Origin of the sequence: Pseudomonas sp. HMSC067G02 (genome assembly GCF_001813485.1) — a bacterium.
GTDB lineage: Bacteria > Pseudomonadota > Gammaproteobacteria > Pseudomonadales > Pseudomonadaceae > Pseudomonas > Pseudomonas aeruginosa.
In genome coordinates this window covers 480,351-496,147 of the sequence record NZ_KV812632.1, presented here as the reverse complement: position 1 = coordinate 496,147, position 15,797 = coordinate 480,351, and the positions used below count along the sequence as shown (strand labels likewise).

The following is a 15,797-nucleotide window of genomic DNA, read 5'->3' as shown; positions in this document are numbered from 1 at the left end:
AACCGCTCGCGGCTATCCGCCGTGGGGATGGGGCGTCTCAGCGGTCTTCCGAAGAGGGGTATCGGCGGATAACGCCGCTGGCGTAATCCGCCCTACGGGAGGGGCTTGTGCAAGCTGGCCTTCCTCTCGCTGTCATCAACCCGTGTGGCCCCTCGCCAGGGCTCGGGTGCATGTTTCAGCGAGGTTGCCCCGAGGGCGCGCCATGGCCGTCGCGGGCCGGCCGCCGGGAGGCGCTCGCGGAACCTCGCAGGTCCCGCGAAAAGGCCCGGCGCAGAGCCTGCGAACACCCGAGGAAAGGCTGCGAAAACAATTCGATGCTCCCGAGATTTTTTCCCCGATCTGTCACCGGAACTTGCGAGTTTTATCCCCAGCGGCCCCTTCGACCGGCTAGGGATGCAAAGCCCGGCAAGCACGGCGCCGCCTCATGCAAGACGACTTCCTCAACGTACCAACACCACGATGAAAGGAGATTCTTCATGTTCAAGCGCTCTCTGATCGCTGCCTCGCTGAGCGTGGCCGCCCTCGTATCCGCCCAAGCCATGGCCGTCACCGGCGGTGGCGCTTCCCTGCCGGCCGAGCTGTACAAAGGCTCCGCCGACAGCATCCTGCCGGCCAACTTCAGCTATGCCGTGACCGGCAGCGGCACCGGCAAGAACGCTTTCCTGACCAACAACTCCTCGCTGTTCGGCACCACCGGTACCGTTCACTATGCCGGTAGCGACTCGGTCCTGAGCGGTAGCGAACTGACCACCTACAACAGCAACTACAACGGCACCTACGGTCCGCTGATCCAGATCCCGTCGGTAGCCACCTCGGTCACCGTGCCCTATCGCAAGGACGGCAACACCACGCTCAACCTGACCAGCGCCCAACTCTGCGACGCCTTCTCCGGCGCCAAGACCACCTGGGGTCAACTGCTGGGCACTACCGACAGCACGCCGATCCGCATCGTCTACCGCACCGGTAGCAGCGGCACCACCGAACTGTTCACCCGCCACCTGAACTCGATCTGCCCGACTCGCTTCGCCACCAACTCGACCTTTACCAACGCCCGTCTGCCGGCCGGCGGTACGTTGCCGAGCAACTGGGTTGGCGTCGCCGCCACTTCCACCGTGGTGTCGACCGTCAAGGCAACCAACGGCTCCCTCGGCTATGTCAGCCCGGATGCGGTGAACATCAACAGCAACGCCGAGGTTTCCCGTGTGAACGGCAACCTGCCGACCCAGGCTAACGTTTCCACTGCCCTGGGCAGCGTGGCTCCGCCGGCCAACGCCGCCGACCGTGCCGATCCCAGCAAGTGGGTTCCGGTGTTCGCCAATCCGAGCGCCGGCTACTCCATCGTCGGTTACACCAACTTCGTCTTCGGCCAGTGCTACAAGGACGCCAGCGTTTCCACCGACGTCCGCGCCTTCATCAACAAGCACTACGGTGGCACCACCACCAACGCCGCAGTTGCCGCCCATGGCTTCATCCCGCTGACTCCTGCCTGGAAGAGCGCCATCGTGAGCGCCTTCTACACCGGCACCAGCGAAAACCTGGCCATCGGCAACACCAACGTCTGCAACACCAAAGGCCGCCCGTAAGCGCTTCGCCTAGGCGAATCGATACGAGGACCGGCAGCCCTGTGGCTGCCGGTCTTTTTTCTTGTGGGGAACCCAGGAGGTTTTCATGCTCAAGCCAATGCTTGGCGTCGTTGCACTGACGCTCTTCGCCAGCCAGGTGGCCCTGGCCGTGACCGGTGGTGGCGCCACGCTGCCGGAAGCGCTCTACAAAGGCTCTCCCGACAGCATTCTGCCGGCTACTTTCAGCTATGAGGGGGTGGGGAGCAGTGCCGGCAAGCGGGCCTTCCTGACCAATGACCCGGTGCTGTTCGGCGCGACCGGCAGCGTGCACTACGCCGGAAGTGACTCGGTGCTGCGGAACGTCGAGCTGCTGGACTACCTCGTGCGCTTCAACGAAGAATACGGTCCGCTGATCCAGATTCCCTCGGTGGTCACTCCGGTGGTCGTTCCCTATCGGAAGGCTGGAACCACCGCGCTCAACTTGAGCAGCCTGCAATTGTGCGATGTCTTCTCCGGCGCCAGGACTACCTGGGGGCAACTGCTGGGCAGCGGCGACACCACGCCGATTCGCATCGTCTACCGTGTCGATGGCAGCGGCACCACCGAGTTGCTGGCGCGTCACCTGAACAGTATCTGTCCGACGCGATTCGCCACCGGTCCGCTGTTCGCCAATGCCCGTTTGCCGCTCAACGGCCCGCTGCCCGCCAACTGGACCGGGGTATCGAGCGATGCCGAGGTTCGCTCCGCGATCAATGCAGTGGACGGTTCGATCGGCTATGCCGGACCGGAGGGGCTTCCTCTTTCCGACAATGCGAAGATCGCGCGGGTGAACGGGCTTCTGCCGAGCGCGGCCAATGTCGTGGCGGCCGTGTCCACCGTCGTACCTCCGACTACCACTACCGCTCGCGCCAACCCTCTGGAATGGGTTCCGACATTTGCCAACCCCACCCGTGGCTATGCCATCGTCGGCTATACCAATTTCATCTTCAGCCAGTGCTATCGGGACGCCAACGCGGCCAGTCAGATCCGGGCATTCCTGACCAGGCACTATGGGTCGAGCGTGAACAACGCGGCGACCGTCGCCCATGGCTTCGTCCCCCTGGTTGCGATCTGGAAGAGCGCGGTCATGAACACCTTCGTCAGCGGCAACGGCGAAAACCTGAACATCAACAATCCAAACATCTGCACCAACCGCGGCCGTCCTTAGTTTCCCTGCCCGGCGGCGCTCCACAAAGGATCGCCGTCGATCTCCGCTCCATGAACTTTCCATGACAAGTCTTCGGCCCACCCTCCGCCAGGCCGTCTACCAGTAACGGGCGTCGTTGCGGGCGCCCGACCGACTTCATGCTCAAGGACCCCTTCGCCATGCCGTCCCGTTCGCCGTCGTCCGCCCGTTCCTCCCGCGCGCTTTACGCGCCGCGCCTGAAGCCGCTGGCCCAGGCCATCGCCCTGCTGCTGGTCGCAGGGGGCGCCCAGGCCGCCGGGCAGCCGTTCAGCGCCGCCTGGTTCGCTGCCAAGGGCGCGGCGCAGGGCGGCGCTGCCGGGGCGCCGCGACCGGGAGCGCAGTTGCCGGGGGCGCCGCCGCCGCTGGCGCAGCAGCAGCGGGTCAACCAGCAGTTGCAGCGTTCGATGGCCAACCTGAACAACACCGTCGCCGCCATTGCCGCCCAGCAGGCCGCCCAGGCCGCCGGACGCCAGGCGGCGCTGAACCTTCCGCAGGATGTTCCGGACGGACTCGGCGAGGGCGGCCTCAAGGTCGACGCCTCGCTGCCGTTCGAGCAGGCCTGGCAGAACGCCAAGGGACCGGTGCAGACCCAGGCCGGCGGCAAGACCACGGTGAGCATCGAGCAGACCGCCGACAAGGCGGTGCTCAACTGGGAGACCTTCAACGTCGGCCGCAACACCACCGTGGACTTCCAGCAGCACGCCGACTGGGCGCTGCTCAACCGGGTCAACGACCCCAGCGCGCGGCCCAGCCAGATCCAGGGGCAGATCAAGGCCGACGGCACGGTGATGCTGGTCAACCGCAACGGCGTGGTGTTTTCCGGCAGCAGCCAGGTGGACGTGCGCAACCTGACGGTGGCGGCGGCGAACATCTCGGACGAACAGTTCCGTCAGCGCGGCCTCTACTACGACAACGCCGGCAGCCGTCCGACCTTCACCGACGCGGCCGGCGCCGTGCGCGTGGAGCAGGGCGCACAGTTGCGTACGGCAGCGCCGTCCGGCTCGACCAGGGGCGGCGGCTACGTCCTGCTGCTCGGCAGCGAGGTGGACAACGCCGGCAGCATCGTCACGCCGAAGGGGCAGACGGTCCTGTCCGCCGGCGACAGCTTCGTCATCCGCCGTGGCCAGGGCACCGACGGCAACCTGACCTCCACCACCCGCGGCAACGAGGTGCTGCCGGGCTTCGCCGCCGACAGCAGTGCCGGCCGGGTACGCAACAGCGGCCTGGTGCAGGCCGCCACCGGCGATATCAGCCTCAGCGGCCGCGAGGTGGAGCAGGCCGGCGTATTGCTTTCCAGCAGTTCGGTGGACAGCCGCGGCACCCTGCACCTGAAGGCCAGCGAGCGGATCACCCTGGCCGAAGGCGCCACCAGCGCGATCCTGGTGGATAGCAGCGGCAGCGCCGCCCTCGACAGCCAGCGCGAGGCCTTGCTCAAGCCGTTGAACGGCTCCAGTGCCGCTGTCAGTCGGGGCGACGACGACCGCCGCGACCTGTCGCGGGTGGAGATCGACTCCGCCGGCAGCGTCGATTTCCGCGACGGCTCCATCACCCTCGCCAGCGGCGGCCAGGTGGCGGTCAACGCTGGCCAGCGCGCCCTGCTGCGCGACGGCGCGGTGATCGATGTCTCCGGCGCGCAAGGTGTGCAAGTGGCGATGGAGACCAACAGCATCAAGGTCAACGTGCGCGGCAACGAGCAGCGCGACGCCTCGGTCAACCGCGAGGGCGGCGGTCTGAACAGCCAGGACGTGTGGGTCGACGTGCGCGACCTGGTACGGGTGCCTGCCGGCACCAACGGCTATGCCAGCGACCGCTGGTACACCGCCGGCGGCCTGCTGGAGGTCGGTGGCTACCTGGGCACCCAGGGCCACTCGGCGGGCGAGTGGATGGCCCAGGGCGGCATCGTCAGTTTCACCGGCAACGACGTGGTGACCCAGGCCGGTTCGCAGATCAACCTGTCCGGCGGAACCCTCGATGTGCAGGGCGGCTACATCCGCCAGACCTGGCTGAAGGGCTCGGACGGACGCCTCTACGAACTCGGGTCGGCGCCGGGCGACCTGCTCTACGACGGCATCTACCGCGGCTACGAGGCACACAGCGAGCGCTGGGACCAGACCCGTTATTTCTACAATCCGCTGATCGCGCCGACCCAGCGCTACGAGAACGGCTACATCGTCGGCCGCGACGCCGGCAGTCTGGTGATCGGCAGCGCCAATGCGCGGCTCGACGGCCAGGTGGTCGGCGATACCTATCGCGGCGAGCGGCAGACCGAAGCGCCACAGGCCGGCCTGGACGGCTACAACCAGTCGCAGAATGCCGTGGCGCGCGGCGCACAGCTGGTCATCGGGCGCTACACCCCCTACTACGTGAAGAGCAGCGGCCTGCTGGAGTACGCTCTCGGCGCCGATGCCGGCAGCCTCAAGCAGGTGGTCATCGGTGCCGGCGAGGCGGCGGCCGAGGAGCCGACCCTGGACGCTCCGGTGGCCGCCGAGCGCCAGGGCCGCCTGAGCCTGGACAGCGAACTGCTCAACGGCTTCCAGCTGGGCGGCCTGAAGGTGGCGGCCGGCGAGAGCATCCGAGTCGACGGCGCGCTGACCCTGGCCAATGGCGGCGAGGCAATCCTGTTCGCCAACGACGTGGCGATCGACGCCGACATCACCGCCCATGGCGGCAGCCTGCAGGCCGGCAACGTGTTGGCGCAGATTTCCCCGAACGGGACGATCGATGGTTTCGTCGATTCCGGCCGCGAAGACGGCATCTTGCGCGTGGGCGACGGCGTACGGCTGGATGCCAGCGGCTTGTGGAGCAACCTGCTGCTGGCGCCGGAGGACAACGATACGTTGGCCTACCGCGACGGCGGACGGATTTCCCTGCGCAGCGGCGGCGACCTGAGCCTGGGACAGGGCAGTCTGCTCGACGTGTCGTCCGGGGCGGCGCTGCTGGCCGACGGCAAACGACTGGGCGGACGCGGCGGCGACATCGCCTTGCACGCCAGTGCCGGGCTGGCGCAGGCCAGCGATGGCCAATTGCAGTTGGGCGGCACATTGAATGGTCTCGGCACGAGTGGCGCCGGCACGCTGTCGCTGCAGAGCGGCAAGGTGCGGATCGGCGGCGACGACCTCGGGGATGGCAGCCTGCAACTGGCCGAAGATTTCTTCCAGCAGGGCTTCGCCAGCTACCGGGTGGTCGGTCGCTCCGGATTGACGGTAGCCGAGGATGCCCAGGTGCGGGTCGCGCGGCCGGTCTACCGTTTCGCCAGCGGGGCCGGCGAGGTCGCGGCTGGCGAGGCGCCGCGAGAGGCGCTGGAGGGCTGGACACCGCCGCTGTACCTGGAGGATGCCTTGGCCGGACGCTTGATCCAACGCGAAGGGGCGGACCTGTACCTGCAGGCAGGCGGCGACGGCAATATCCTCGGGCAGCTCGATCCCGCCAGCCAGACGCTGGAGCTGGGGCGCGGTTCGCTGGTCGAGGTCGATCCGGGGCGCGCCATCGTCCTGCGCGGTCCCGGACAGATCACCTTGGATGGCACTCTGAACGCTTGGGGCGGACGCATCGACGTGCGCCAGCAGCAGTTCGGCGCGCTCGACGTTACCCAGGACAATCAGCCCAAGGCCCAAGGCCAGCCCCATGCACGCTCCATCTGGATTGGAGAGCAGGCATTGCTGGATGTTGCCGGCCGCGCTGTCACTGCCGTGGATGGGCGCGGTCGCCGCTATGGAGAAGTACAGTCCGGCGGCAGCATCGTCATCGGCGGCGAGATCGATCCGGGCAAGGCGATCGCGACCTCGGCGGATGCGTTCGTCATCGTACGCCCCGGTGCACGACTGGAGGCCTCCGGCAGCCAGGCACAGCTGGATGTACCGGGACTGGGAAGGGTTTTGCTGACCGGCGACGGCGGGCGCATCGCTCTCAGTTCCTACAATGGGCTGTATCTTGACGGTTCGTTGCGCGCCGCAGCCGGCGGCTCGGGAGCGGCGGGCGGCAGCCTGGAGATCATTGCGGACGCTCCCCTGTACCAAGGTTTTACTGTCGTGGATGACCGGGTATTGGCCATGCGCGAGCTGATCCTGACGGCAGGGCATGCCGATTCGGGATTACCGACCTTGCTGCAACCGGGAATGGACGATTCGGCTCTGCGCTATGGCCAGAGCCGAGTTGGGACGCAGTCGCTGACGAGCGGCGGATTCGACCAACTTTCGTTGTTCAGCAACGGTCCGCTGTCGTTCGAGGGGAACATCGATCTTGCGATGGGGCGCAGCCTGAATCTGTACGCGGGGACGATAGCCGCCACAGGTGGCGGGCCGAGCGAGGTGAAGTTGCAGGCGCCCTATGTCCGCCTTTCCGGCATCGGGATGTATGGGCAGCAGGCCTCTGGCGAGTTTCGTCCGCGTCTCACGTACGGGCCGACCGCGACAGCGGAGCAGGTTCGCTTGCAGGTTTCTGCCGGGCGCCTGCTGGATATCGCCGGGCGCTTGTCATTCGGTAGCGACGGGGTGATCAATGGGGTCAACGCAGAGGCTGTCCGCTATCAGCGACCAGGTTTCGAGAAGGTAACGCTGCGCAGCGAGGGCGACCTGCGTTTCGCTGGCGACTATCCAGAGAATGGCGATCCGTCGGGGCGCTTGATAACCCACGGCGATCTGCAACTGACTGCGGCCCAACTCTATCCGGTGACGGGAGCGAGTTCGACCCTCTATGCCGGGTATGGACTGGATGAGAGGGGGCAGGCCGTCTTCGATGCCGAACGGCATTTGGCTATCGAACGTAGCGGCGAGTCCTTGCCGGACACTCCGCTGTCGGTATTCGGCAGTCTGGCGTTCATGGCATCGAATATCGAGCAGGGTGGCGTGGTGCGTGCGCCGCTGGGGCTCATCCAGTTCGGCAGCAATCTGGATCGTGCCCCGGGCACGGTAAGGTTGTTGCCGGGGAGCCTGACCTCGGTTAGCGGCGCTGAGCTGGTCATGCCCTATGGAGGCACGACCGATGGGATCAACTATCTGGTCAACCAGGTCCCCATTCAACTGACCGGTGCCGGGGGCGCTCTCGCTGCTGGGACACTGGTTGCGGGAGTCGGCCTTTATGCCAGCGAGGTCGATGTGCAACAGGGGGCGCGGCTGGACCTGTCCGGCGGCGGCGAACTCGCGGGGGCTGGATTCATCTCCGGCAGAGGGGGTTCGACCGATGCGCGTTTTCATCCCCTGGTGCAGCAGGACAATGATGGGTTCCGTCTGCCGGAGCTGTCCAGCAACCCGGTGTATGCCATCGTGCCTGGACACCAGGCCGTTAGTGCGCCATTGGGCGGCGAGGCGGGCGCCATCCAGCCGTTGGTCGGGCAACAGGTCACCATCGGGGATGGCGTTCCCGGCCTGGCCGCCGGTACCTACACCTTGCTGCCTTCGACCTATGCCCTGTTGCCGGGCGCTTTCCGCGTCGAGATCAACGGTCTGGCGGGGCAAGGCGCGCCCATGGCGACGCAGGGGTTGCGCAATGGCTCCTGGGCGACGTCCGGGCAGTTGTCGATTGCCGGCACGTCCATCCGCGACAGTCTGAGCCGTCAGGTCATCCTGTCTTCCGCCGATACGCTGCGCCGCTACTCGCAGTACAACGAAATGAGCTATGCGGATTTCATTCGCGCCGATGCCGCGCGCAAGAACATCCCCAGAGCGATGTTGCCAGTGGATGCCAGATCCCTCTACCTGGGATTGCGCGCGGATGAGGAGCTTCGGGAAAACGCCCTGAGCTTCGAGGGGAAGGTCGACTTCACGCCGGAAGAAAGCGGATATGGCGGCAGCCTCATCGTGGATGCCGAGGCGGGCATCGAGATTCTGCCTGAAGGTGGGCTGCCCGACTCCGATTTCGCTGGCGTGTCGTTGGTTGCGGACGATCTGAATGCAATAGGTGCCAGCCGTATCGCCATTGGCACGCTGCCCTACGTCGAATACGGCGAGCAAGGAAACTTCGTCCAGTTCGGCGGGAGCAACCGGCTCTTTCCCGTTGTGCTGCGAAAGGGCGCGCACCTTTCCGCACCGGAGGTGATCATTGGCAGGGATATCACCCTTGAAGGCGGGAGTGGCATCAGCACTCTGGGGAAAGGCAAGACTGCATACGATTCGTCCGATGGTTTCATCTATCAACCCGGCGGCCGTAACCTGCTGCTCTTGTCCAACGGATGGCTGAACCTGCTGGCACCCGCAGCGGATAGCTCGTTACCGGTTCGTCTCGGAGGTTGTGCGGAAGGGGCGGGCTGCGCCGACACCGAACTCTATTCGGAGGGCACTCTGGGTATCGCCACCAATGGTACGGTGACGTTTGGCGACAACGTTCGTTACGGGACACGCAATCTCAGCCTGGCGCTGAGTACGATCAATATCGGCTCCAGCCAGTCGCTGGCCGACGCGGCCGCTCGCGGCGTGTTGCCGAACGGCTTGGCGCTGGACCAGACGGTGCTCCAGCGCCTGCTGCGCGGCGAGCGCGGGGCGGGTATTCCGGCCCTGGAAAACCTGATTCTCAGCGCCCGCGACGCGGTCAACATGTACGGTAGCGTCAGCCTCGACACCTACGACCCGGCCACCGGCAAATCCAGCCTGGCCAACCTGGTGCTGGGCACCCCGGCCATCTACGGCCATGGCACCGGCGAGGATGTCGCCAGCATTCGCACCGCCAGCCTGGTCTGGAGCGGCTCCAGCCAGCCGGCTGCGGCACCGGTCACCGGCGGCGCCGGTAGCGGCAGCGGAACCCTGCGGGTGGACGCCGAGCGCATCACCCTGGGCTACGGCGCGAATACCCAGCCGGCCGGCGAGACCGACGAGGCGCGCCTGGCGCTGGGCTTCGCCGAGGTGCAACTGAACGCCAGCGAGCGGATCAGCGCCAACCACAAGGGCAGCTTGCGGGTCTACCAGCGCCTGGACGGCTACGTCGCCGGCGAAGGCCTGCGCTACAGCGGCGGCGACCTGCGCCTGAGCACGCCGTTGCTGACCGGCGAGGCCGGTTCGCTGAGTCGGATCAGCAGTGGCGGTAGCCTCAGCCTGGCGGCTCCGGCGGGCGCTGCCGCGGTGACCTTCGACAGCGGCACCGCCGGGCTTGGTGCCGAGTTGTCCCTCAGCGCCCGCGAGATCCGCCTGGATAGCGCGGTCTCGCTACCCAGCGGCAAGCTGAGCCTGAGCGCCGAAGACGACCTGGAGCTGGGCGATGGCGCGCGCATCGACCTGGCCGGACGCAAGGCCAGCTTCAACGATGTGGATAAATACAGTTGGGGTGGCGACCTGCTGCTGAGCAGTCGCGCCGGCGACATCCGCCAGGCCGCCGGTTCGCTGATCGACCTGTCGGCGCGCAACAACCGAGGCGGTACCCTGAGCGCCGTGGCGTTGGCCGAGGACGCCGGGGTGGTGGACCTGCAGGGCCGCATACTGGGTGGCGCCAGCGGCGACTACGATGCCGGCGGCACCCGCGTGCCGTTCCTCGGTGGCGAGCTGGAGATCCGCGCCCAGCGCCTGGGCGACGGCGGCAGCCTGAGCGAGCAGTTCACCGCCTTGAACCAGCGCCTGAACCAGGGCGAGGTCTTCGGCGCGCGGCGCTTCCAGCTCAAGCAAGGCGACCTGCAGATCGGCGACGGCCTGAAGGCGCATCGCATCGAGGTGTCCCTCGACAATGGCCAGCTCGGCGTGAGCGGAACGGTGGACGCCAGCGGCGCGCAGGTCGGCGAGATCCGCCTGGCCGGTGGCCGCGGCCTGAGCCTGGGCGGCAACGCGCTGCTGGATGCGCATGGGAGCCTGCTGCGGCGCGACAGCTACGGGCAGATCATCGACAGCCCGAACCGGGCGATGGTCGAGCTGAGTTCCGGCAGCGGCACCTTGGTCCTGGCCGGCGGCGCGCGCATCGACCTGCGCCATGGCACCGCGGCGCCAGCGGAACAGGTTGATGGCGTCGCCCGTGGCACGTTGGAGTTGAACGCGCCACGCCTGGGCGGGGTCAGCGCCGGTGACATCGCCATCGATGCCAGCGGGGCGCTGGACATCCGCGGCGCCGGCAGCATCGCCCTGAACGCGGTGCAGCGTTACGACGATGCGCCCTGGGGCAACGATCCGGCGGCCGGCGGGCGGCCCTACCAGGTGATCGACCAGGCTTACCTCGATGCGCGGCATGCCGAGAGCAGCGCGTTCATCGCCGCGGCGCTGGCCAACCGCGAGTTGCTCGACGGCAAGCTGGCCGGACTGACCAATGCCACCTACGCGGATGCTTTCCACCTGCGTCCAGGGGTGGAGATCGTCAGCGCAACGGCGGACGGCGACCTGGTGGTGCAGGGCGATCTCGATCTGTCCGGCTACCGCTACGCCAGCCTCAATCCGAACACGCCGCTGACCGAGGTCTACGGTTCCGGCGAGGTCGGCGCGCTGGTGCTGCGCGCCGGCGGTGACCTGAACCTCTACGGCAGTATCAACGACGGCTTCGCGCCGCCGCCGGACTCGCCGGACGACAAGGGCTGGATCCTCACCCCGGGGGTGCAGCCGTTCGGCGGCGACCTGGTGGTTCCCGGCCCGGGCGTGGTGCTCGGCGACGGTACCGCGTTCCTCGGCGGCCGCACCCTCAACTACGACCTGCCGATCAAGGGCACCACCCTGGCCGCCGGCACCCGTCTGGCCACCGAGGCAGTACTCGAACAGCCCTATACCCTGGCCGCCGGCAGCGTGCTGGTAGCGGACATCCACGATGCCGCCGGCAACCTGCTGTACGCCGCGGGCAGCCTGCTGCGCGACGGGGTGACGCTGGAGGTCGGCAGCCGGCTGGGTGCCGGTACCCTGCTGGCTGCACCGGCCAGCGTGCAGGCGATGACCTGGCCTGCGGGCGTGCCCTTGCCGAGCATCCTGCGCGAGGGGCCAAGCAGACCCAATGTCCTGCTGCTCAATGGAGAGCTGGCCTTGGCACGTGGTTCTCTGATCCCTTCGCAGACCGAAGTGGTACTGGCTGGCGATGCGCCTTTCATCGAATTGCGGCCCAGCGACGGTGTCCGCCAGGGACGCAACTGGGCATTGGCCGAGATGCTGCCGGCCGGTAGCCAGTCCTGGTCCATGCGCCTGGTCGCCGGTGCCGATCTCGCGGCTGCCGACAACCGTCTGGTGCGTCCGGACTCCTCGGCCAGCCTGAACCTGGCCGATACGCACTATCAGGCGAAGATCGAACAGAGCTCGGGAGGGCTGGTGTTCACCGATCAGGCTACCGACTGGGGGATGACCCCGGGAACTCCGGTCGACGAGAGCAATGAATGGATCTGCGGGCTGGGGCCGTATTGTGCCGAGCCTCCCCGCTGGACCTGGGCGCCCGGCAATTACCTGGGCATGCCTGCTGGTACGGCGATCGGCGAGGGCGATCTGTGGTGGTGCAGTGTCGATCCGTCCCTGTGTATCGAGAATCTCGGCAAAACCGTGGTCACACCGCAGAACCAGTTGTTCAGTGTGCTGCGCACCGGCACTGGCGATCTTGACCTGGCCAGTGCCGGTAACCTTACGCAATGGTCGCCGTACGGCGTCTATACCGCCGGAACGCAGGCCGCCGATGTCGCGACGGGATTCAATCAGCCTCGCGGTCTGTTCAATGGGTCGGTACTGGGCGCCGGTGGCGCGGATTACGAAGTGCTCTCAACCAGCCAGTACCAGGCCTGGTATCCGGAACATGGCGGCAACCTCGATATCGCCGTTGGCGGTGATGTGGTTGGTGATCAATGGGCCGAGAAACTGACAAGTAGCGATCCCATTCGCCCCTTGCCCCCCAGCGCTGCAGTCGGCAACTGGCTCTGGCGCCAGGGCAGCGCCGACAGGGAAGGAGTGCCGACGGCCTGGTGGGTCAATTTCGGCAGCTATGTGCGTGGCGCGGAGGGAGATGCTCCCTATCTGGTCGGCTTCACCGGTTTCGGCACTCTGGGAGGCGGCAATCTCAGCATGCGAACCGGAGGTGATGCCGGCAATATCGCGCCACGCGGAGATGGTTCGATACCTTCATCCGGTAACCTTAATCCGCGCAGCCAGGGACTGGTCTTGGCGGTTGCCGGCACTGGCCGGCTCACCTCCGACGGCGCGCTGCAACTTGGCGGCGGCGGTGACCTGAATGTGAGAATTGGCGGGGAGGTGAACCCGAGCCGGGAGGCGCGGGCTACCCAGACCTACTCGAGTTCGGGGTTTGACGGTCTTTACAGCGGCGGCACCATTCACGATCTGCAGGGGGCCCTCATCAATCTGCGCGGTTCCGCGAGCTTGTACAGTGGTGCGCTGGGAGGCATCGATCCTCGCTACGACACTCTACTGCGGGACCCCGCCGAAGTGCGCAGCAGGGATGCGTTCAGCCCGACGCTGGCTAGCTCCACGGGTGGCCTCACCCTGGTGGCCGGAGATACTGGCATGCGTCTGGAAACCCGTGGCGACCTGGTCCTGGGTGGGGTGACTGACCCCGGTAGGGTGGGGGTGCCGAATACCGTTGGCTTCACGGCTCCCGATGGCAGCGTCTACCAAGGGGGTGGGATCGGTTGGTTCAGTCTCTGGACTGCACACACCTCGATCGATCTGTTTGCGGCGGGCGGCAACCTGACGCCCAGCACCCAATTGGTCGAGGCAACCAACGCTATTCCCATGGCAGGCCGAAACCTGTCGCCTAGCGATGGGCGATTCATCTATCCATCGATAGTACGTGCGGCTGCCCCGGAAGGAAGTATCTATCTCGGTCCTTCCAGCGGTTACATGGGAGGCGTGAGCCTGAATGTCTCGACCACTCCCTACTCCTTGTTACTGGCACCGTCGCTCAACGGTGAACTGGAGTTGCTGGCTGGAGACTCCATTTATGCCGGTGGCTATTCGGTGCAACGCTCAGGTGCCGATCCTGCGAACCTGCCATCGATCTGGACGCCGGCATTTGCCGGCTACTCCGATGCCGCGCTGCTCAACCCGATAGCCGGCAACGGCAGTCCGGACGGGAATCCGGCCGTCATTGGCGGATTGCCTCTGTTCTACTTCGGCCCCGATAGCGCTGCGAGCCTGGCGCGCGATCTGCAACCGGCGCGTTTCTATGCGTTGACAGGAGATATCGTCGGGCTCAATAGCGGTGCGCAGATTCGTTTCGGCGAGCAGGCGGGGAACCGCGCCGGGCAAACCTGGTATGAAGGCGCCGGTCCCGTCTGGATGCGCGCCGGGCGCGACATCGTTGCCTCCGGAACCCCATTGGGACAGCGTATCAGCGCTCCCAGTCAGATCAGTACGGATGCCTCGTTCACCGGCAACCTCTTCGTCCACGACGACCCCAACGACCTCTCGCTGGTCCAGGCCGGCCGCGACATCCTCTACGGCAACTTCAACGTCGCCGGCCCCGGTACCCTGGAGATCAGCGCCGGGCGCAACATCCTCATGGAGGACCGCGCGGCGATCACCAGTCTCGGTGCGGTGGTGCCGGGCGACAGCCGGCCGGGTGCCGATATCGTGCTCCAGGCCGGCGCGGCGGGGGCCGACTATCAGGCCTTCCTCGAGCGCTACCTGGATCCGGCCAACCTGGCGCAGGCCGGCACCCCGCTGGCCGAGCAGCCGGGCAAGGTGGTCAGGACCTACGAAAGCGAGTTGGCCAAGTGGTTGAACGAGCGCTTCGGCTTCGCCGGCGACGCGGAACAGGCCCAGGCGTTCTTCGCCGGCCTGCCCGCCGAGCAGCAGCGGATCTTCGCCCGCCAGGTGTACTTCGCCGAACTCAGGGCCGGCGGCCGCGAGTACAACGAAGTCGGCGGGGTACGCCAGGGTAGCTACCTGCGCGGGCGCAACGCGATCGCCGCGCTGTTCCCCGAGCGCGATCCGGCGGGCAATCCGATCAGCTACGAAGGCGATATCGTCATGTATGGCGGTGCCGGCGTGCACACCGACTTCGGCGGCGACATCCAGTTGCTCAGCCCCGGCGGGCGCCAGGTGTTCGGTATCGAGGGCGAGGCGCCGCCGTCTACCGCAGGCATCGTCACCCAGGGCCAGGGCGATATCCAGGCCTACTCGCGGGACAGCATCCTGCTCGGCCAGAGCCGCATCATGACCACCTTCGGCGGCAGCATATTGGCCTGGTCGGCGGAAGGCGACATCAACGCCGGTCGCGGTTCCCAGACCACCGTGGTGTACACCCCGCCGCGGCGCATCTACGACGCCTGGGGCAACGTCAGCCTGTCGCCGCAGGTGCCCAGCACCGGCGCCGGTATCGCCACCCTCAACCCGATTCCCGAAGTGGCGCCGGGCGACATCGACCTGATCGCCCCGCTCGGCACCATCGATGCCGGCGAGGCGGGCATCCGGGTCTCCGGCAACGTCAACGTGGCGGCGCTGCAGGTGGTCAACGCGGCGAACATCCAGACCCAGGGCCAGTCCAGCGGCATTCCGCTGGTGGCTTCGGTGAATACCGGTGCGTTGACCTCCGCCAGCGCCGCGGCGAGTTCCGCGACCCAGGCGGCGGAGGACGTCAGTCGCCAGCAGCAGGCCGCCGCGCGGCAGCGCATGCCGTCGGTGATCACGGTGCAGGTGCTCGGGTTCGGCAACGAGCGCCTGGAGCCTTCGCGCGACGGCGCCAGTCGTTCGCCGGGCTACAACCCGGACAGCGCCGTGCAGGTGCTCGGCGCCGGAGCCCTCGGCGAACAGGCGCGCAGCCAATTGACCGATGAAGAGCGCGGCAACCTGATCCTGTAAGGCACCGCCGCGGAGGCACGATACCCGCCAGGCCCTCCCCACGGAGGGCCTTTTTTTCGGCGAACTTCCGAGGTGCTGGTCGATTCTCGGGTGAATGCCCGTTCGTCCCCGCCGGCGGCGCGCGAACGGCCGGTCGCATGAAGTTTTCATGACAAAAGTTCGGTGGTGCGGCGGGGTTGCCGTCAAACAGGTGTGAATGAGGAAAACGGAATTCAGTGGTGAAAGGCAGGGACGGGAACGAAAGGAATCGGCCATTTCCCGGTTGCGCTGACCGGTTGCTGGAAATGAGCGTGTCGTTCGAGCAAGACGCGTTCCGCTCTGAAACAA

3 protein-coding genes are annotated in these 15,797 nt (G+C 66.8%); all 3 read left to right on the top strand.

Translation table 11 applies throughout. The features are described from left to right. Positions 1 to 476 precede the first annotated feature (476 nt). The 3 genes from lapA to HMPREF2914_RS06310 all read left to right on the top strand — a co-directional run bounded on the left by lapA (position 477) and on the right by HMPREF2914_RS06310 (position 15,470). Positions 477 to 1,583, top strand: a complete 1,107-nt coding sequence (lapA, locus tag HMPREF2914_RS06320) for an alkaline phosphatase LapA (RefSeq protein ID WP_003116534.1) — start codon at positions 477 to 479, stop codon at positions 1,581 to 1,583. Between the two features lie 85 nt (positions 1,584 to 1,668). Then, positions 1,669 to 2,769 carry a substrate-binding domain-containing protein gene (locus tag HMPREF2914_RS06315; protein WP_003112210.1) on the top strand — a complete coding sequence of 367 codons (1,101 nt, stop codon included), beginning with the start codon at positions 1,669 to 1,671 and terminating at the stop codon, positions 2,767 to 2,769. Positions 2,770 to 2,927: 158 nt separating this feature from the next. Further along, positions 2,928 to 15,470 (top strand): filamentous hemagglutinin family protein, encoded by a 12,543-nt coding sequence (locus HMPREF2914_RS06310; protein ID WP_023092212.1) that lies wholly within the window; start codon positions 2,928 to 2,930, stop codon positions 15,468 to 15,470. The last annotated feature ends 327 nt before the right edge of the window (positions 15,471 to 15,797 follow it).

Coding starts and splice junctions, on each gene's coding strand:
- lapA (WP_003116534.1), top strand. CDS start 477: ATGTTCAAGCGCTCTCTGATCGCTGCCTCGCTGAGCGTGGCCGCCCTC.
- HMPREF2914_RS06315 (WP_003112210.1), top strand. CDS start 1,669: ATGCTCAAGCCAATGCTTGGCGTCGTTGCACTGACGCTCTTCGCCAGC.
- HMPREF2914_RS06310 (WP_023092212.1), top strand. CDS start 2,928: ATGCCGTCCCGTTCGCCGTCGTCCGCCCGTTCCTCCCGCGCGCTTTAC.